Source organism: Actinomadura meyerae, from assembly GCF_900188445.1.
Taxonomy (GTDB): domain Bacteria; phylum Actinomycetota; class Actinomycetes; order Streptosporangiales; family Streptosporangiaceae; genus Spirillospora; species Spirillospora meyerae.
This window is the reverse complement of the sequence record NZ_FZOR01000029.1, coordinates 65719-85333: the sequence shown is the minus strand read 5'-3', so window position 1 is coordinate 85333 and position 19615 is coordinate 65719. Positions and strand designations below refer to the sequence as shown.

Annotated in this window: 15 protein-coding genes; 5 read left to right on the top strand and 10 right to left on the bottom strand. The window is 72.0% G+C overall.

What is annotated here, in order from left to right; all coding sequences use genetic code 11:
* Window positions 1-24: 24 nt before the first annotated feature.
* The 6 genes from CHF16_RS26360 to CHF16_RS26335 all read right to left on the bottom strand — a co-directional run bounded on the left by CHF16_RS26360 (window position 25) and on the right by CHF16_RS26335 (window position 7775).
* Window positions 25-1113 (bottom strand): SRPBCC family protein, encoded by a 1089-nt coding sequence (locus CHF16_RS26360; RefSeq protein WP_089328830.1) that lies wholly within the window; start codon window positions 1111-1113, stop codon window positions 25-27.
* 207 nt (window positions 1114-1320) lie between these two features.
* The gene (locus CHF16_RS26355) at window positions 1321-1620 is read right to left on the bottom strand and encodes a FliH/SctL family protein (RefSeq protein WP_089328829.1); all 300 of its coding nucleotides are present in this window, start codon (window positions 1618-1620) and stop codon (window positions 1321-1323) included.
* A gap of 39 nt (window positions 1621-1659) precedes the next feature.
* On the bottom strand, window positions 1660-2547 hold the full coding sequence (locus CHF16_RS26350) for a hypothetical protein (RefSeq protein ID WP_143228126.1): 888 nt from the start codon (window positions 2545-2547) through the stop codon (window positions 1660-1662).
* Between the two features lie 200 nt (window positions 2548-2747).
* The gene (locus tag CHF16_RS26345; RefSeq protein WP_143228125.1) at window positions 2748-4040 is read right to left on the bottom strand and encodes a HEAT repeat domain-containing protein; all 1293 of its coding nucleotides are present in this window, start codon (window positions 4038-4040) and stop codon (window positions 2748-2750) included.
* 16 nt (window positions 4041-4056) lie between these two features.
* Entirely contained in the window at window positions 4057-6564 is a 2508-nt protein-coding gene (locus CHF16_RS26340) for a multicopper oxidase domain-containing protein (RefSeq protein WP_089328826.1), read from the bottom strand.
* Window positions 6561-7775 (bottom strand): hypothetical protein, encoded by a 1215-nt coding sequence (locus tag CHF16_RS26335; protein ID WP_179271704.1) that lies wholly within the window; start codon window positions 7773-7775, stop codon window positions 6561-6563. Before CHF16_RS26335 ends, CHF16_RS26340 begins: the two co-directional genes overlap by 4 nt.
* Window positions 7776-7834: 59 nt before the next feature.
* Between CHF16_RS26335 and CHF16_RS26330 the strand changes: the two genes are divergently transcribed.
* A complete protein-coding gene (locus tag CHF16_RS26330) occupies window positions 7835-8611 on the top strand; it encodes a DUF2249 domain-containing protein (protein WP_089328825.1) in 777 nt (258 codons plus the stop codon).
* A 70-nt stretch (window positions 8612-8681) separates the two neighbouring features.
* Here the strand turns inward: CHF16_RS26330 and metH are convergent, their stop codons facing one another.
* Entirely contained in the window at window positions 8682-12290 is a 3609-nt protein-coding gene (gene metH, locus CHF16_RS26325; protein ID WP_089328824.1) for a methionine synthase, read from the bottom strand.
* Window positions 12291-12464: 174 nt separating this feature from the next.
* On the opposite strand from metH, the gene CHF16_RS26320 reads away from it, so the two are divergent.
* Window positions 12465-13094: a nucleoside/nucleotide kinase family protein gene (locus tag CHF16_RS26320; RefSeq protein ID WP_089328823.1), complete on the top strand. Its 630-nt coding sequence runs from the start codon at window positions 12465-12467 to the stop codon at window positions 13092-13094.
* A gap of 16 nt (window positions 13095-13110) precedes the next feature.
* On the opposite strand, the gene CHF16_RS26315 is transcribed toward CHF16_RS26320, so the two are convergent.
* From CHF16_RS26315 to CHF16_RS26305, 3 genes are all read right to left on the bottom strand, one after another.
* Window positions 13111-13551, bottom strand: a complete 441-nt coding sequence (locus CHF16_RS26315; RefSeq protein WP_089328822.1) for a DUF6221 family protein — start codon at window positions 13549-13551, stop codon at window positions 13111-13113.
* Between the two features lie 59 nt (window positions 13552-13610).
* Window positions 13611-14864: a lipase family protein gene (locus tag CHF16_RS26310; RefSeq protein ID WP_089328821.1), complete on the bottom strand. Its 1254-nt coding sequence runs from the start codon at window positions 14862-14864 to the stop codon at window positions 13611-13613.
* A 158-nt stretch (window positions 14865-15022) separates the two neighbouring features.
* Window positions 15023-16165: a glycosyltransferase gene (locus CHF16_RS26305; RefSeq protein WP_089328820.1), complete on the bottom strand. Its 1143-nt coding sequence runs from the start codon at window positions 16163-16165 to the stop codon at window positions 15023-15025.
* A 65-nt stretch (window positions 16166-16230) separates the two neighbouring features.
* Here CHF16_RS26305 and CHF16_RS26300 point away from each other — a divergent pair, with 65 nt between their 5' ends.
* Genes CHF16_RS26300 through CHF16_RS26290 form a run of 3 tightly spaced genes read left to right on the top strand, consistent with a single transcriptional unit; the run spans window position 16231 to window position 19541 of the window.
* Complete coding sequence (locus CHF16_RS26300; RefSeq protein ID WP_089328819.1) at window positions 16231-17643, top strand: type I restriction-modification system subunit M; 1413 nt, start codon at window positions 16231-16233, stop codon at window positions 17641-17643.
* Window positions 17636-18712, top strand: coding sequence for a restriction endonuclease subunit S (locus CHF16_RS26295; protein WP_143228124.1), 1077 nt, complete (start codon window positions 17636-17638; stop codon window positions 18710-18712). Before CHF16_RS26300 ends, CHF16_RS26295 begins: the two co-directional genes overlap by 8 nt.
* Window positions 18713-18743: 31 nt before the next feature.
* Window positions 18744-19541 (top strand): class I SAM-dependent methyltransferase, encoded by a 798-nt coding sequence (locus CHF16_RS26290; protein WP_218826842.1) that lies wholly within the window; start codon window positions 18744-18746, stop codon window positions 19539-19541.
* The last annotated feature ends 74 nt before the right edge of the window (window positions 19542-19615 follow it).

Sequence of the window (19615 nt, the reverse complement as noted above, 5' to 3'; positions counted from 1 at the left end):
ATCAGCGAAAACGTCGGGTCTCCGTCAGGCACTGGCACTCCCGACCTTCTCCTTCTCGCGGGTCTCTTGCTCCTCCTTGCCCTGAGCCTCCTGCTCCTCCTCGCTCTTGCCCTCGGCCTCCTGCTGTTCGTCCTTACCCTGGGCGTCTTCCTGCTCGTCCTTGCCCTGGGCCTCCTGCTCGCCCTCGCCCTGGGCCTTCTGCTCGTCCTTGCCCTGACCTTCCTGTTCTTCCTTGGCCTCCTGCTCCTCCTTAAGCGCGTCCTCGTGGGTCTTGACCACCTCGCCGTCGCGGATCTCACCGCGCCAGCCCTCGATCTCGTCCTGCCTCAGGAGGGCCTGGGTCATCATGTGGCGTTTGATGTGCTTGAAGTCCAGGCGGAGCCGGCGTCCCTGGGCCCGCCACAGGTTCGCGGTCTTCTCGAAGAAGCCATCCGGGTGGTACTCGGCGACCAGCAGGATGCGCGTCATGTTCGGGGTCAGCTCATGGAACGTCACGGCTCCGTCGACGTAGCCCTTGGCTCCCTTGGACTTCCAGACGATCCGCTCGTCCGGCACCTGCTCGATGATCGTCGATTCCCAGCTGCGGTGGGAGAGGAAGATCTGCGCCCGCCAGTTGATCTTCTCGTCCGACTCCTGCTCGACGCTCTCCACCTTCTTCGTGATGCTCGGGTAGTCGGCGAACTGCGTCCACTGGTTGTAAGCGACACGGAGCGGCAGTCCGACATCGAACTCTTCGAGGATGTTGACGACCTTGGGGCCGCCCTTACCTCCGCCCTTGCCGTCCTGGCCCCCGCCGTCCTTGCCGCCCTTTCCGCCACCGAAGGGCAGGGCGTTCTTCACCTTCTCCTTCGCGCCGGTCATGCCCGCGCTCATGCCCGCCTTGAGCGGGGACTCCCCCTCGGCGATCTTCTTCGCGCCCGCGGCGGCCATCTTCGTGCCGGTGTCCGCGCCTTCCGTGGCATCGGTCACCCGCTTGGTCACGTCCTGGATCTTGCCGCTGGCCCCCGTGATCGTGCGCACCATGAGCGCCTGGAGGAGCTCCCGGCCGGCTTCCTTGAGCTGCTCAACGGGTAGCTCCTTGCTCTGGTCTCCGCCAGTGTCCGCCATGGTCATCACTTCGCTCGGTTGACGATGCCTCGTACACCTCGGGCCATAGCCCCAGAAATCGGCACGAAACGACCGTCACCCGCCGCTGACCAGCAAAAAGAAAAGATCTACCCGCCATTGCCGACGCTCACCGCGCGCCCGCAGCACGGAGCAGCCGCCCCTCATACACCGAACGGCCCCGCTCACACGCAGTGGGCGAGGCCGTAGCGGCCGTCAGTCGAAGAGGTCTTCGACCTTGTGGACGAGTCCAGCACGCCGGAGCCAACCTTCGAGCCGATCGGTGTCCCTACAGCTCGAAACAAGCTGACGTGCCTCGTCCGAGACAGCGATCCCCCGAGCCTCCAACACCGCTAGCAAACCCTCGGCGTAGCCCTTTGCAAAGCCCTCGGCGTAGCCCTTTGCAAAGCCCTCGGCGTAGCCCTTTGCAAAGCCCTCGGCATAGCCCTTTGCAAAGCCTTCGGCGCGGTGTTTCTTGGCGAAGTCGGACTTCCACTCGTAGCCCGCGAGGTTCATCACACACCTTCTCCCGGCGGGCGCAGACCCAGCCCGGTGTCAGTCCAGAAGATCCTCAGCCCGCTCGACGACACCGGCACGCTTGAGCCACCGCTCGAGCTGATCGGAATCGCTGCAGTTCGTGACACGCTCGCGCACCGCATTCGGAACCACGATCCCACGGCCCTCCAACACCAGCAGCAGTGCCTTGGCCTCACCCTTGGCCTCGCCCTTGGCCTCACCCTCGGCAAGGCCCTCGGCGCGGTGGGTCTTGGCGAAGTCGGACTTCCACTCGTAACCGGCGGTCTTCACGATCTCCTCCAGGAGCTTGCGGGCGGCTTCGGAGAACTGTTGGGCCAGGTAATCATCGTACAGACGACCGTGGTCGTGGTTCTTGGCTGTGACGGCGGCGAGGGCGGCGGCCACGCTGGTGAGGACGGCTTCGGCGTCCGGGCCGTCGGCGTGTGCGGGGGCGCTGTAGACGGCCAGTTCGGGCAGCGCGCTGGCCTGGTCGGGGTCGGTGACGGGGGGCAGCATGCCGGGGTGGACGGTCAGCGGCCGGAGCACCCATTCGGGATGCCCCATGTCGATCGGCTCGGCGCAGCGCTGCGCGACCGCCGCATTGGGGCAGAAGACCAGCAGGGTCGCTCCGCACTTGTGGCGGTGCCGGAGCAGCGCCGTGTAGGCGGGCCAGCTGAAAGCCTTGTCCTCATCGAACTTGAGCTGGGACTCGACGATGATCCCGTGGCTGGGCTTCTTCGGGTCGTCGAGGACGACGGTGGCGTCACACCGCAGCTCGGCCGGGTTCAGGCCGGCGAAGGACTCCGACGACAGGGTGGCGGCGCCGTAGGGCATGTCCAGCCCGAAGACGGTCTGCAGGATCACCGGCGCGAGCACCGGTCTCTCACGGACCAGCTCCAGTGGCATCTCGTGATCGGTTGACGGCATGGCATGCAAACTAACGGTATGCGGATGCTCGCGGAGCGTTAAAGGCGCCCGCAGGCGTGCCATTTGACGACTTGGCCCGGGTGGACTATTTCCCCTGGTCACACGGGGTGATCCGAGGTGTCGGCTTTGCCCGTTGACTGGGGATAGGTGGGACCAGGAGGACGAGCGTCTCGCGAAGGCAGAGTGCGGTCCACGCCGGGTCAGATCTCCAGGGCGCCTCGGGGGTGGCCGTGCTGTCGGCCGCAGGCGGTGAGGGCGAGGACGCCATGGCCCTGGACGCGGGTCTGCGGGCCCAGCTCTTCCGGGTTCACCGACAGCTGCGCGGCGATCGTGGTGGCGTCGGCGGTTTCGAGGTCTTCGGGAAGGTCGTCGTCCCCGAACTCTTCAAGGTCGGGGAGGTGGTGGCCTTCTTCGGCGGCCAGGGAACCCATCTGCTCCTCGGGTTCCTCGGAGTCGTAGTAGCGGACGATCTCCCCCTTCTCGGCGATGCACCAGGACGTCCATCCGTCGCCGCCGCTCACGCCATACCAGTGGACGGTGCCGAAGCGGTCGCTCAGGCTCCTGCAGCGGCTGAGGACGATGTCGCGGAATGCTTCCTCGTCGTCCTCGTCGTCCTCCAGGCCGCGGATTCGATGGGCATCGTCGGAGTGGTGGCCGAACACCAGCGTCCAGTCGTCGAAGGCCGGGGGGACGTACACGCGGGAGCAGCCGCCGTGGTCGGTGTCCCACTCGTGGGTGTCGCTGTTCCACGCCGACTGGCCGAGCCGCATCGTCACCGGTTCAGGGTCGCTGAGGCCGAACGCCTCCAGGACGGCCTGCTGGTCGGTCGTCGGGACGGCGTACCAGGCGCCGCAGAGATGCATGGGTTCCGGTGTCTCGGTCGCGAGCTTGACGCGGATCAGGCGCCGGACAAGGGCCTGGTCGCGGTCGTCCATGGCGGACGGCCCGGCGATCGCGGCGATCGCCTGGAGGGCGGGCATGCGGCGGCGACCGGCGGTACTGGAGCGACGGACTTCGCGAAGCAGAGGCACAGTTCCAGGCCCGATCCCCTGGAGAGCCCAGATGACGCGCTGCCGGACGTCGGCGTCGGGGTCGTCCAGGAGGGCGACCAGGTCGGGAGCATAGGGAAGCGCGGCCTCTCCCTTGAGCTGCAGCGTGTAGGCGACGTCGGCGCGGACGACCGGGCTCGGGTGCCGCAGGCCGGGGACGAGCACCGACAGGTCGTCGAGTTTCAGGCCGCAGAGCGCCCAGCCGCAGCGGCGGGCGACCTCGGCGGTGGGGGCCGTCGCGATCGCTTCGAGCAGCGGGTCCAGGGAAGGGCGCCCCAGGCGGCGCAGCACGATGGCGCTGGTGCTCCACTCGACCGGTGAGTCCTCGTCGCAGAGGAGGTCCAGGACGGGGCGCACGGCCGGAGCTCCGAGCTGGACCAGGGCATCGATCGCCGCCTTGGGGTCCGGTCCGGCCAGTTGCTCTATAAGGGCCTTTGTCTCCACGGGCAAAATGATTGCATCACCCAGTGACTTTCAGGATTCCGTGGGCGCCGGATTCGCCGTGTCTCATGTCGTGGTCGACGAACAGGTAATGGCCCGCCTCGGGGACGACGGTCTCGACGAAACCGCCCTGGCCCGGGGCCAGATCGAGGATCTGCGCGCCGCCCGGCTCGTCCTTGCGCAGCAGGTAGCCGCCCTCCTTGTAGACGGTGTCGAACTGCGCGCCGACGATGTGGAACGCCGTACTGGACGAGGGGCCCGCGTCCACCACCCACACCCGGACGCGGTCGCCGGTGCGGGCGGTCAGCGGCGCGTGGTCGTAACCGGCGGCGGTGCCGTTGAACATCCACGCGTCCGGACGGCCGTCGCGCATCTTGGCCACCTGCGTCTCCGAGCCGGGCTGGCCGAGGTACAGCTCGCCCTGGACGAGGGCGTACTCACGGTCCACCTTCGGCAGGCCGGGCGGGTCGATGATGACCGCGCCGTACATGCCGTTGGCGATGTGCTGCAGCATCGGCATGGTCGAGCAGTGATACAGCCACGCCCCCGCATGCCGGGCGGTGAACCGGTAGGTCAGCCGCTCCCCCGGCCCGATCGTGCGCATCGGCACATCCGGCGCCAGGCTCCCGGCATGGAAATCGATCCCGTGCCCCATGCTCGTGTCGTTGACCAGCGTGATCACGAACACGTCCCCGACCCGGCCCCGCAGCACCGGCCCCGGCACGCTTCCACCGAAGGTCCACATCGTCTGCCGAACCCCGGGCGCCACCTCCAACACCCGGTCAGAGGCACGCAACTCCACTCGATGCTCCTTGGCGCCGGGCGCGGGCTTGAGGGAGGCGTCATAGGGCTTCCAGCCCTCCGACGGAGCCGCCGCCAGATCAAGCTGGCCGGTCCCCATCGACTCATGGCCGGGTGAGGGTGCGTGCGCCGTGTGCGCGCCGGCCGTCTTGATCTGCATCGTCATCCCCGCGGCACGATGGCCCGCAACCGTGCACCAACCGTCGATCGACGCCTTCAGCGGGGGCAGGGTCAGCGTCGCCGACTCACCTTGATCAAGCATCGGCGTCGCCTGACCAGACGCAAGACGCAGGTCATGCTGCATCGCGTCCTTGTTGGTGACCCGCAACGTCAACCGCGTCCCGGGCGCTGCCTCGATCGTCCCCGGACGGATCCGCATGTTCGCCAGTTCCACGTCCACCACCCGCGTCCCCGACGCCGCCAACGTCTGAGGGGACGAATCGGCGCCGCCAGCCGCGACCCCAACAGCCAAGGCCGACAGGACGATCCCAGCCGTAATGCCCGCGACGACCGGTGAGGGCCGGTGCGAGCGGAGGATCGTCGCGACCGCCAAGAGGACGAACGCGGCGAGCGCCGCGAGGACGAGAATCCATCCGGCGCGTTCCGCCCAACCGGGTACCGGGAGGACGAGCAGCGGCACCGCCAGGTTGATCGCCGCCACGCGGACGATCCAAAAGCGCTCGATCAGCGCGGCGTTCGCCTTCAGCGCCGCCGGTCCCCCGCCCAGGACGACCGGGAGCAGGAACGTCAGCGCGCCCAGAAGCGTCTGCCCCACGAAGCCGACCAGCACCGGCGGAAGCAATCCCGAGAGACTCTGCCGGGACGCGTCGGCGAGCAGGGTCACGGCGAACCACAGCGTTCCGGCGGCGAGCATCCAGGACGCGGGCGTGTGCGGGCGCCGCTGCACCAGGGTCCGGACGAACGGGACGAGGGCCAGCGCGGCGGCGCCCGCGTAGACCACGAGTCCGGCGACGACGGCCCATCGCAGTTCGGCGAGCAGGCCGCCGACCGCGATCGCCAGACCCGGCACGGCGACGCGCAGCGACCATCGGGCGATGCGGCCCGTGCCGTCCACCATCCGGGTGCGCAGGACGGTCGGCCACAGTGTGAACAGCGTGCCGAGCACCGCGAGCCCGACCCAGCCGAGGATGTTGACGTGGGCGTGCGCGTCCCGCATCGGCCCGTTCCACTGCGCCGGGACGCGTCCGGACGCCATCAGCCCGCCCAGCGTCCCGCCCGCGATCAGGGCCGCGCCGGCCCACAGGTACCAGCCGACGACGTGCGCGAACCGTCCGCCCAGGGCGCTCCGGCCGCGCAGAGCCAGGACGGTGATGTGCGCGGCGACGACGCCCACGACCGCCGCGGCGCCGCCGACGGCCATCCAGGGGAAGCCCCGAGAGACTCCGCACAGAACCGCGGCGATCCCGGCGTTCAGCGTCGCCAGCCGCGTGACCGGCCACCAGCCGGGCGGTGCCGGGACGCGCAGCAGCGCCGACGCGAAGTGCTCCGTCCACGTCACGATGGCGTTGGTGACCGCGCCCAGCAGGAACAGGTGGATCAGGAGCCAGCGCGGCGCGGGCAGTTCGTGCCGGACGAGCGCGGCGACCACGGTCAAGGCCAGCCAGACCAGCACGACGCCGTTGGCGGCGGCGTGCCAGGCCGCGCGCGGGCGGTGCGGCGGCGGGGGCGGTGGGCCCACCTTCGGGCGGATGCCGATGGACGTCATGACCGTTCCCTTTCGACCGGCTCCGAGACGGTTCCGCCGACCGGCGGCGACGCGGCTCCGTCGACCGGCCGCGAGGGGGCTCCGTCGACCAGCCGCGAGGCGGCTCTGTCGACCAGCCGCGAGGCGGCCGCCGCGCAGGCGGCGAAGAGCAGCAGCGACACCTCGCCCAGCACGCCGCCCAGCGTCCGCGCCGCCGGCGAGCCCGTCAGGTCGCCGCCGACGCGGAGCAGGAGCGACGCGTGCAGCAGCACCAGCGGCGCGTACAGGACGGGGTGGTACGGCAGCCGGATCCGCAGTACCGCGGGCAGGATCACGGGTGCGTGCCCGAACACCATCGACATCACGAAGCCGAGGAACACCGCGTGCAGGGCGGCGTCGTAGGCGCCGCCGGAGGGGCGTCCGGCGGCGAGCCAGATGGTTCCGGCCGCGGCGAGCCAGGCGTATCCGGCGAGGAGGCAGGCGGCGGCGAAGCGGGGCAGGCCGGTCCCGCGGACGGTGCGGCGCGCGATGTCGTGGACGGCGAGCCAGCCCGCGAGGGCGGCCATGCCGAGGCCGGTGAGGCGCCAGCCCGGTCCGGCCCACCACACCGAGACGGCCGCGCCCGCGCCGATCAGCGCGGCGGTGCCGAGGAGGCCGTCGGAGGCGCGGCGGCCGAGGAACGCGACGCGGGCGAGTTCGAGGCGCTCGCCCGCGATGGTGAGGACGAGGAACGCGGCGAGCCACGGGACGATGTCGCCGACGCCCCGGCCGCCGATCCACAGCAGCCCGGCGATGTACCAGGCGGCGGCGCCCGCGGTCTGGACGGCGAGGTCGCGGCCGGTCCGGCGGCCGAGGACGGCGATGTAGACCGCGACGAGCCAGCCGCCGGCGGCGGTGAGGAGCACCCGTCCGGGGGCGGTGAACCCGGCGGCGGTGGTGAGGGCGCCGAGGCCGGCGAGAGCGGGTGAGGCGTAGGCCCAGGGGCGTCCGAGGGCGACGGAGCGCTCCAGGGAGATCAGCGTGCCGAGGAAGCCGAGCGCCATCAGCGGGCCGTGCTGCTGCGCGAACGACGCGCGCGGCAGCGGAACGGCGACGTCCAGCAGGTTGAGAGCGCCCCACAGCCCGGCGAGGAGGGAGAGCAGCGCGCCGGCGAGCAGCGGCAGCCGGCGCGCCGCGAGGCGGGGTGCGGCCCGGGGGCTTCGGCCGCGGACCCCGGCGCTCTGATTCTCCATGGCAGCTATTATAAATACAAGCAGCGTTGTGAAAAATACGCCGGCATCGAGGAGTGCGCATGACCACATCCACCGCGAGCCCGCAGCAGGAGACGGTGCGGGCCGTCCTGGACCACCACGAGCGGCTCGGCCGGACGCTGGCCGACCGCACGCTCACCATCGCCCGCGCCGTCGACCAGCTCGCCGCCCCCTACGAGCGGCGCGACGCGCTGGTCACGTTCCTGAAGGAGGAGATCGTCCCGCACGCCGAGGCCGAGGAGGCGACGCTCTACAAGGCCGCGGAGGACCTGCCGGAAGCCCGGCTGCTGCTGCGGGCCATGCTGCGCGAGCACGCCGTCCTGCGGGAGCGGGTGGCGGAGCTGGAGGCGGCCCGGACGCCCGCCGAGGCCGTCGCCGCCGCGGCGGCCGTCAACGCCCTGTTCCAGTCGCATCTGGAGAAGGAGAACGACCTCGTCCTGCCCGCGCTCGTGGACGCCGGCGTGCAGCTCGACGCGCTGCTCGACGGCATGCACGACATCCTCGGCAAGGGGCGGCCGTCCCACGGCGGCGACCACCACTGCACCTGCGGCGGCCATGACGACCCCGGCACGCCGGGCGCGACCGCCGAGGTGACCGACGGGGAGCTGGACGTGCGGACGCTCGTCCCCGCGCAGCGCCACCAGCAGATCTTCGCCGCGTTCGACGCGCTCACCGCCGGGACGGCGTTCGTCCTCGTCAACGACCACGACCCGAAGCCGCTGTACTACCAGTTCGCCGCCGAGCACCCCGGCGACTTCACCTGGGACTACGAGGAGTCGGGACCCGAGGTGTGGAGGGTCCGCATCGGACGTCCCTGACCCCGGGCACGGGCACGCCTGACGGCCGCGGCGCGGCGGCCGTCAGGCGTTCGGCGTCTCCGCGGACCCGTCAGGACGGGTCGTAGGACAGGTTCGGGGCGAGCCAGCGCTCGACCTCGGCGACCGGGAGGCCGCAGCGGGCGGCGTAGTCCTCGATCTGGTCCCGGCCGATCCGGCCGACGGTGAAGTACCGCGAGTCCGGGTGCGCGAAGATCAGGCCGCTGACGCTGGCGGCGGGCGCCATCGCGTAGGACTCGGTGAGCTTCATGCCGAGGCGGCCGGCGTCCAGCAGGTCGAACAGCTGCTGCTTCAGGCTGTGGTCGGGGCTCGCCGGGTAGCCGAGCGCGGGGCGGATGCCGCGGAACCGCTCGGCGTGCAGGTCGGCGAGGGCGGGCTCGGCGCCGGGCTCGAACCAGGCGCGGCGCGCCTCCAGGTGGACGTACTCGGCGAACGCCTCGGCGAGCCGGTCGGCGAGGGCCTTGACCATGATGGCCTTGTAGTCGTCGTTCCGCTCCTCGTACTTCGCGGCGAGGTCCTCGGCGCCGAGGATCGTCACGGCGAAGCCGCCGAGGTGGTCGCCGGCCGGGGCGATGTAGTCGGCGAGGCACCGGTTGGGGCGGCCCTCCGGCTTGGACGTCTGCTGCCGCAGCATCGGGAACCGCGGGCCGCCCTCCAGGACGATGTCGTCGCCCTCGGAGTGCGCCGGCCAGAACCCGTAGGCGCCGGACGCCTCGAACGCGCCGGTCGCGACGATCTGGTCGAGGAGCTGGTTGCCCTCGTCGAACAGCTCCCGCGCGACGGGCTGGTCGAGGATCGCCGGGTACTTGCCCTTCAGCTCCCAGGCCAGGAAGAAGAACTGCCAGTCGATCATGTCGCGGATCTCGGCGATGTCGGGCCGCACGATCCGCACCCCGGTGAAGTCCGGCGTCGGGAGGTCGGAGAAGTCGACCTTCTCCCGGTTCTCCCGGGCCTGCTCGATGGTGAGCATCGGCCGGCGCTGCTTGCTCTCGTGCTGCTCGCGCAGCCGCGCCTGCTCCTCGCGGTTCGCGGCGTCGAGCGCGGCGGCGCGGTCGTCGTCGAGGAGGTCGGAGACGACCCCGACGACGCGGGAGGCGTCCAGCACGTGCACGGTCGTCGCGCCGTAGGCGGGCGCGATCTTCACGGCGGTGTGCTGCCGGGACGTGGTGGCGCCGCCGATCAGCAGCGGCAGCCGCATGCCGCGCCGCTCCATCTCGGCGGCGACGGAGACCATCTCGTCCAGCGACGGGGTGATCAGCCCGGACAGCCCGATCGCGTCGGCGTTCTCGGCGATCGCGGTGTCGAGGATCTGCGCGGCCGGGACCATCACGCCGAGGTCGACGACGTCGTAGTTGTTGCAGCCGAGCACGACGCCGACGATGTTCTTGCCGATGTCGTGCACGTCGCCCTTCACCGTCGCGAGGACGATCTTGCCCTGGCCGCGGTCCTGCTGGACGCGGCCCGCGGCGAGCGCCTCCTCCTTCTCCTTCTCCATGAAGGGCTCCAGGTAGGCGACGGAGCGCTTCATCGCGCGGGCGCTCTTCACCACCTGCGGCAGGAACATCTTCCCGGACCCGAACAGGTCGCCGACGATCTTCATGCCGTCCATCAGCGGGCCCTCGATGACGTCGAGCGGGCGGGCGGCCTGCCGCCGGGCCTCCTCGGTGTCCTCCTCGATGAAGTCGACGATGCCGTGCACGAGGGCGTGCGAGAGGCGCTCGGCGACCGGGGCGTCCCGCCAGGAGAGGTCGACCTCGCGGACCGTGCCCTTGCCCTTGACGGTCTCGGCGAACGACACGAGCCGGTCGGTGGCGTCGGGACGGCGGTCGAACAGCACGTCCTCGACCAGTTCCAGCAGGTCGGCGGGGATGTCCTCGTAGACGGCGAGCTGCCCGGCGTTCACGATGCCCATGTCGAGCCCGGCCCGCACGGCGTGCAGCAGGAACGCCGAGTGCATCGCCTCGCGGACGACCTCGTTGCCGCGGAACGAGAACGACAGGTTCGAGATGCCGCCGCTGGTGCGGGCACCGGGGCAGCGCTCCTTGATGCGGGGCAGCGCGTCGATGAACGCCTTCGCGTACCCGTTGTGCTCCTCGATGCCGGTCGCGACGGCGAGGACGTTCGGGTCGAAGATGATGTCCTCGGCGGGGAACCCGACCTTCTGCGTGAGCAGGTCGTAGGCGCGCGCGCAGATCTCGACCTTGCGGTCGGCGGTGTCGGCCTGGCCGGCCTCGTCGAACGCCATGACGACGACGCCCGCGCCGAAGTCGCGGATGCGGCGGGCCTGCGCGAGGAACGGCTCCTCGCCCTCCTTCAGGGAGATCGAGTTGACGACGCCCTTGCCCTGGACGGTCTTGAGCCCGGCCTCCAGCACGCTCCACCGCGAGCTGTCCACCATGATCGGGATGCGGGCCACCTCGGGCTCGGTCGCGATCAGGTTGAGGAACGTCGTCATCTCCCGCTCGCTGTCGAGCAGGTCGGCGTCCATGTTCACGTCGAGGAGGTTCGCGCCGCCGCGGACCTGCTCCAGCGCCACGTCGACGGCGGCCTGGTGGTCGCCCGCCTCGATGAGCTTGCGGAACCGCTTGGAGCCGGTGACGTTCGTCCGCTCGCCGATCATGATGAAGCCGGTGTCGGCGCCGATCTCGAACGGCTCCAGGCCGCTGAACCGGCTGGCGCGGGCCGGCTTCGCCACCTCGCGGGGGCGCAGGCCGCGCACCGCCTCGGCGATCCGCGCGATGTGCGCGGGGCCCGTCCCGCAGCAGCCGCCGACCAGGTTGACCAGGCCGGACTCGGCGAAGTCGCGCAGCAGGGCGCCGGTCTCCTCGGGCGTCTGGTCGTAGCCGCCGAACGCGTTCGGCAGGCCCGCGTTCGGGTGGCTGGCGACGTAGGTGCCGGCGATCCGCGCGAGCTCCTCCACGTGCGGGCGCATCTCCGCGGCGCCGAGCGAGCAGTTCACCCCGACGGCGAGCGGCTCGGCGTGCTCGATCGACCGCCAGAACGCCTCGACGGTCTGCCCGGACAGCGTCCGGCCGCTCAGGTCGACGATCGTCACCGAGATCCACAGCGGCAGCTCGGGGGCGACCTCGCGGGCCGCCGCGATCGCCGCCTTCGCGTTCAGCGTGTCGAAGATCGTCTCGATCAGCAGCAGGTCGGCGCCGCCCTCGGCGAGCCCGGCGATCTGGTGCGCGTAGGCGTCCTTGACCTGGTCGAAGGTGACGGTGCGGTAGGACGGGTCCTCGACGCGGGGCGACAGCGACAGGGTCACGTTGAGCGGGCCGACCGACCCGGCGACGAACCGGCCGCCGAACTCGTCGGCCGCCTGCCGCGCGAGCCGGGCGCCCTGCACGTTCATCTCGTGCACGAGCGGGCCCTCCAGGCCGTAGTCGGCCTGGGCGATGTTCGTCGCGGTGAACGTGTTGGTCGTGGTGATGTCGGCGCCGGCCTCCAGGTACTGCCGGTGGACGTCCAGCACCACGTCCGGCCTGGTCAGGTTGAGCAGGTCCGGGTCGCCGGTGACGTCCTTCGGGTGGTCGCCGCCGATGCGGTCGCCGCGGTAGTCCTCGGGCTTCAGCCCCGCGCCCTGGAGCATCGTGCCCCACGCGCCGTCGAGCACCGCGATCCGCTCGTCCAGAAGCTCGCGCAGGTTCGTGTGGGTCATATTTTTTCGAGCACCTCCCAGTTCACGTGGGAGGCGCCCTTGCTGAAGTCGGTGTCCTGGGCCCGAGCGTGGCGGGCTGACGCCCGTTGCAGCGCCTCTCGGACCCGTCCCCGAGGTTACCTTCCCGAGATCCGGTGTGTCAGTCGCGTCCCACGATGCGGGCACCATGAGGTGATGCGCGCGCGACCGATCTCACCGTCACGGGTGGTCACCGAACTCTCCGAGCGGATCGCCGCCGCCGGGCGCGGTTCGTGGCTCCGCGTGGCGGTGGACGGCGCGCCACCTGCGGCTCCGTGGGATCTCGCGGACGCGCTCGCCGCCCCGCTGCGCGCCCTCGGCCGGGACGTGGTCCGGGTGTCGGCGCGCGACTTCCTGCGCCCCGCGTCGCTGCGCTACGAGTCCGGACGGGATGACCCGGACGCCTTCTACGACGCGTGGCTCGACGTGAACGGCCTGGTGCGGGAGGTGCTCGCGCCGCTGGAGCCCGGCGGGACGGGACGGGTCCTGCCGAGCCTGTGGGACGCCGAGCGCGACCGGGCGACCCGGGCCCGGTACGTGGCCGTCCAGCCCGGCGGGGTGTGCCTGCTGGACGGATCGCTGCTGCTCGGACGGGGGTTGCCGATCGAGCTGACGGTCCATCTGGCGCTGTCGGCCGGGGCCCTCGCGCGCCGCACGCCGGATGACCGGATGTGGACGCTGCCCGCCTTCGCGCGCTACGACTCCGAGGTGGACCCGGTCCGCACCGCCGACGTCGTCCTGAAGGTCGACGACCCCGAGCACCCGGCGCTGATCACGGCCGCGTGAGCACAGTCGGGGCCGCTCAGGGGCGCCATTCCTCCTGGTAGGCGGGGTGCGTCGCGTACGGGAGGGCCAGCAGGCGCAGCACCGATTCGCGGACGGCCTGCGCCGCCTCCAACTCCGGGGTGCTGTGGCCCTGCCCGAGGATCCAGGCGTTCTTCTCGTAGTCGTCGACGATCCGGCGCCTGGCGGCGACCTCGGCGAGCGTCCGGGCCGGGTCGTGCCGGGCGATGTGCTCGGCGTAGGCGTCGTTCTCCGCCTTGGCCACGAAGTCGGCTTTCGCGGTGAACTCGGTCTTGGCCGCGAACTCGGCTTTCGCGGCCGGTTCAGCGGTGGGAGCGGGTTCGTCCGTGTCGATGCCGACCGTCCCGGAGGGGGCGGCCTTCCAGGGGGCGGACGCGCAGTCGCGCGCGATCTGCTCGTCGCGGGCCAGCCGGGCGCGGAGGAACTCCACCAGGTCCATGGGGCCATCCTGCCCCCTGCGGGAGCGGGACGGCCCCATGGGAGTTCCGGCGAGCGCGATCAGGCGGCGCAGTTGCCGCTGACCGGCTTGCCGGCGAACCGGTCGGACAGGAACGCCATCGCGTCGGGCTCGCTCCACAGCATGCCGGTCGCGTGCTCGGCGAACGTGTAGGTCTTCCAGGTCAGGTTCGCGCCCTTGGCGCACCACGCCTTGTGCAGGGTGTCGGCCTGCGCGAACGGGATGATCTCGTCGAAGACGGCCTGCGTCTGGAGCACCGGGAACGACGGGGCGGTGGAGCCGAGCTTGTTGGCGTCCAGCCGCTGCCGCCACTCGGGGGTGTTCAGCGGGTCGCTGGTGGTGTAGTCGCTGATCTTCTTGAACAGCGTCCCGGTGAGGGTGCTGATGCCGTCGACGCTGACCAGGCAGAGGCTCTCGGCCTTCTTCAGCAGCGCGCGGCCGGCGTCGTTGAGGTACTTCTCCAGGTCCAGTTCGGGGTAGGCGGTGTCGTAGCCGACCGCCGCCATGAACATCAGGCCGACGAACGGGGAGCCGTCCAGGCTCTTGGCGACCGCGAGCAGGTCGGCGGGGACGCCGCCCGCGAAGGCGCCCTTGATGTCGAGCTCGGGGGCGTAGGAGGCGGCCAGTTCCGCGGCCCAGCCGGAGGACGTCCCGCCCTGCGAGTAGCCCCAGAGGCCGATTGGGGAGCCACCGAGGCCGGCTTCGGGGAGGCGCTGCGCGGCGCGTGCCATGTTCAGCACGGCCTTGCCCTGCGAGCCGCCCACCTCGTAGGTGTGCTGGCCGGGCGTGCCGAGGCCCTCCATGTCGGTGACGGCGACGGCCCAGCCGCGGCTGAGGGCGTCCGCGACGAAGAACATCTCGTAGTCCGTGCCCTGGGTGAGGGTGTAGGACGGGGCGCACGCGTCGCCGAGGCCGCGCGTCCCGACGGCGTAGGAGACGAGCGGGCGCTTGCCCGGGCCCGTCCACGCCTTGGTCGGGACGATGACCATGCCGGACACGGCGGTCGGCTGGCCCTGCGCGGTCTCGGACCGGTACAGGACCTGCCAGGACTTGACGCCGGCGTAGGGGGAGTGGCTGATCGGGTCCATGCTGAACACGGCCGATCGCGACCTGATGATGTCACCGGGAGCGCCCGCCGGGAGCGGTGCGGGCGGCGTGTAGAACGGATCCTCGGCCGGGGGCTTGCTGTCCTGCGGCGCGGCCGCGGCGGTGCCCTGCAGGGCGCTCGCCGCCAGGGCGAGGCCGACGCAGGACGCCGCCAGGGTGCGCAGCACGCGGCGGACGGTGATGGACATGGCGGGTAACCCTTCGTCTTGCTGCCGCCGGCATGACGGCCACCCGAAGGTAACGTAATTGGACACTTACTCCAATGGAGCTCGGAACACATCGGCGCGGGTGGTTTTGTCGTGCGACGACAAAAGCCTCGGCGACAAGCGGCGACCAGAGGCGAGGGTCAGTCCCGCAGCGGGGCGTGGACCGTCCGCCCCTTCCAGGCGCCGCCCCGTCCGGCCCGGTGGCGGCGCGCGGAGTCGACCGTCATGGCGGCGTACATCAGCGCGACGAGCGGCAGCCCGAGGGCGCGCAGCGGCGACAGGCCGTAGAAGCGGAGCATCGGCGCGTAGGTGAGGGCCATGAGCATCCAGGCGAGGGCGCCCGCGACCAGTGCGGTGCGGCCGCCCGCGAGCCCGGTGGCCGCGGTGAGGGTCGCGGCGGGCGGGACGGCGTAGAGGAGCAGCAGGCCGAGGACGGTGCCCGCCAGCAGCGCGGGCGAGTAGCGCAGCTGGTGGTAGGCGCTGCGGGCGATCATCATCCACAGGTCGGCGAGGCGCGGGTAGGGGCGGCGGCTGACCACGTCCCGGCCCAGGTCGAGGCGGCAGCGCCCGCCGGCCCGCTTGATGAGGCGCCCCATCGCGACGTCGTCGATCAGCGCGCCGCGGATCGCCGCGACGCCGCCCGCCCGCTCCAGGACGGCGCGCCGGACGAGCATGCAGCCGCCGGCCGCCGCGGCGGTGCGCGCCTTGTCCCGCGTGACCCGCCGGAACGGGTAGAGCTGCGCGAAGAAGTACACGAACGCTGGCACGATCACCCGCTCCCAGCGGGTGCGGACGCTCAGCGTCGCCATCTGGGAGACGAGGTCGCGCCGCTCCGCCACCGCCGCGCGCACGAGGCGCCGGACCGTGCCGGGCGCGTAGGCGATGTCGGCGTCGGTGAAGAGGAGGAACTCGGGCTCCCCGGCGGCGCGGACGCCCTCCGCCATGGCCCACACCTTCCCCGCCCACCCCTCGGGACGCTCCCGCGCGGAGACGACCCGCGCGCCGAGGCGGGCCGCGGTCCCGGCGGTGCCGTCGCTGCTCCCGTCGTCGACGACGACCACGCGGAACGTGCCCGGATAGTCCTGGGCGAGGAGCGAGGGCAGCGTGTCCGGCAGGATCGCCGCCTCGTCGCGGGCCGGGACGACCGCCGCGACCTCCGGCCACTCGGGCGGGTCGGGGGCGTCCGGCAGGCCGGGGCCGGTGCGCCAGAAGGCGCCGTGGCCGAACGCCAGGTACAGCCATCCGGCCAGTGCCGCCACCGCCGCCGCGTCCACGATCACCATTCTCCGGAGCGTGTCACCGGGCGGGGGCGCCGTCCACCAGGCGCGGCGGCGCTAGAGTCACGCGGGTGGACGATGTCCTCTGGAAGGCGCTCTGGAAGGCGGCCGGCAAGCTGCGGGGCTCGGTCGACGCGGCGCAGTACAAGGACTTCGTTCTCGGGCTGGTGTTCCTCAAGTACGTGTCCGACGCGTCCGGCGACGGGTCGTTCACCGTCCCGGACGGGGCGCGCTGGGCCGACCTCACCCGCGAGCGCTTGGAGTCCGGGGAGCCCGGCGGGCTGGGCGCGAGGATCGATGCGGCCATGGACGCGGTCATGCGGGCCAATCCGGCGCTCGACGGCGCGCTTCCGAAGATCTTCACCGGCGTCGACCCGCGGCGGCTCGGCGAACTCGTCGCGGTGATCGGGGACGTCCGGTTCGGCGGCCGTTCCGGGCATGACGTCCCGGCCCGGGACGTGCTGGGCGAGGTCTACGAGTACTTCCTGGAGAAGTTCGCCCGCGCCGAGGGCAAGCGCGGCGGCGAGTTCTACACGCCGCCCTGCGTGGTGCGGCTGCTCGTCGAGATCCTGGAGCCGTTCAAGGGACGCGTGTACGACCCGTGCTGCGGTTCGGGCGGCATGTTCGTCCAGGCGGAGAAGTTCGTCCTCAGCCACCGGGGGCGGCTGGACGACATCGCGGTCCACGGGCAGGAGGCCAACGAGCGGACGTGGCGGCTGGCCAAGATGAACCTCGCCGTGCACGGGATCTCCGGCGACATCCGCCGCGCCGACACCTTCCACGAGGACGCCCACCCCGGGCTGCGCGCCGACCACGTGCTGGCCAACCCGCCGTTCAACATGTCGGACTGGTACCGCGACCCCGGCGACCCGCGCTGGAAGTACGGCGTCCCGCCCTCCGGCAACGCCAACTTCGCCTGGATCCAGCACATCGTCTCCAAGCTCGGGCCGGGCGGCCGGGCGGGCGTGGTGATGGCGAACGGCTCGATGTCGTCCCGGCAGGCGGGCGAGGGCGGAATCCGCGCGGCGCTGGTGGAGGCGGGCCTGGTGTCGTGCGTCGTCGCGCTGCCGGACCGGCTCTTCCGCAGCACCCCGATCCCCGCCTGCCTGTGGTTCCTCGACCGGACCCCGCAGGACCGCGTCCTGTTCGTCGACGCCCGGCAGATGGGGACGATGGTCGACCGCACCGAGCGCGTCCTCACCGGCGACGACATCGCCCGGATCGCCGGCGCGTACCGCTCCTGGCGCCGCGGCGCGCACACGGACGTCCCCGGTTTCTCCCATTCGGCCGGCCTGGACGAGATCAGGTCCCATGACCACGTCCTCACGCCCGGCCGGTACGTCGGCGCCGCCCGTGCCGCGTCCGGTGGGGAGCCGGCGGACGGCGAGGTCGAGCGCCTCACCGGCGAACTGCTCGCGCTGCTGGACGAGTCGGCGCGCCTCGACCGGGCCGTCCGCGCGGAACTGGGGCGCCTGGATGGCTGACGTGGCGCCCGGCGAGATCACGTGCGGCGAGATCACGTGCGGCGAGGTGGCGCTCGGCGAGATCGTCACCTTCACCAACGGCAGGTCGCGCCCTCCCGAAGGCTCCGCCTACCGCACCTACGGGGCCAACGGCGTCATCGGCACGTCCGGTGAGTCCAACGCCGCCCCGCACACGACCGTCGTCGGGCGGGTCGGCTCGTACTGCGGCGCCGTCCACTACAGCCCCGAACCGTGCTGGGTCACCGACAACGCCATCATCGCCGCGCCGAAGGACGGGGTGAACCCCCGCTACGTCTACTACCTGCTGAAACGGCTCGGGCTGAACCGGTACCGCATCGGCTCGGGGCAGCCGCTCCTCACCCACGGGATCCTGAGGCGGCTCACGACCGGGCGGCTGACCAGGGAACGGCAGGACGCGGCGGCGTCCGTCCTCGGCGCCCTGGACGACAAGATCGCGGTCAACGAGCGCATCGCGGCCTGCGCCGACGAGCTCGTCCGCGCCCGCTACGCGGCGTGCCGCGCCGGGGGCTCGGTGCGCATCGGCGACCTCGGAGACCTGGTCAGGGTGAACGTCCCGCCCGCCCGGATCGGCGGCGCCGAGAACTACATCGCGCTGGAGCACATGCCGAAGCGCCGCATGTGGCTCTCGGCATGGTCGGACGCGTCCGGCGTCACCAGCACCAAGCTGCGCTTCGCGTCCGGCGACATCCTGTTCGGCAAGCTGCGGCCGTACTTCCACAAGGCCGGGCTCGCGTTCGTGGACGGCGTCGCCTCGACCGACATCCTCGTCGTCCGCCCGAAGGAGCCCGGCCACCGGGGCTGGCTGCTCGCGGCGCTGGCGAGCGACGAGGTGGTCGCGCACGCCTCCGCCGTCGGCGACGGCACCCGGATGCCGCGCGCCCGCTGGGCCGACATCGCCGCGTTCGAGATCCCGTGGCCGGGCGACGCGCGGGCCCGCGAGTTCCAGGAGTTCGTGGCCCCGCTGGCCGCCCGCGTGCGGGCCGCCGCCGCCGAGAGCACCGCCCTCGCCGCGCTCCGCGACGCCCTCCTCCCCCGCCTGATCCCGTGACGTCCCGCCGGAACCGCGCGATGATCTACGGGTGGAGTATCTGCTGAGCAACCGGCAGGTCGAGGCCGGGGACCGGTTCGCCGCCATCTCGGAGCTGTTCGACCCGTGGACGTTCCGGCACCTGGACGGCGTCGGGGTCGCCGAGGGCCGGCGGTGCTGGGAGGTCGGCGCGGGCTGGCCGTCCGTCCCCGCCTGGCTGGCCGGACGTGTCGGCGGTAGCGGGCACGTCCTCGCCACCGACATCGACGTCTCGTGGCTGCGGGACGGGACATGGCCGACGGGCGCGCCGGTGGAGGTCCGGCAGCACGACATCGTGCGCGACGCGCCGCCGGAGGGGCCGTTCGACCTGGTCCACGCGCGGCTGGTCCTGGTGCACCTCGCCGACCGGGACACGGCGCTCCGCACGATGGTCGAGAGCCTGCGCCCCGGCGGGGTGCTGCTCCTGGAGGACGCCGACCCGGCGCTCCAGCCGCTCGCCTGCCCCGACGAGCGCGGGCCGGACGAGCGCCTCGCCAACGGCGTCCGGCGCGGTTTCCGCAGGCTGCTCGCCGAGCGCGGCGCCGACCTCGCCTACGGCCGCACGCTCCCCCGCGTCCTGCGCGACGCGGGCCTCGCCGACGTCCGCGCGGAGGCGTTCTTCCCGATCGCCTCGCCCGCCTGCGGGGTGCTGGAGACCGCGACGATCCTCCAGTTGAGGGACCGGCTCATCGCCGGCGGCCACGCAACCGGCGAGGAGATCCGGCAGGTCCTCGCGGCGATCGCCGAGGGCCGCCTCGACCTCACCACGGCACCCCTGATCTCCGCCTGGGGACGGGTCCCCGGCAAGTGACCGGCGGCCCATGATCAGCAAGCCCGTGATCAGCGGGCCCATGATCAGCGGGGGCGGCGCGCAGCCACCGGGGA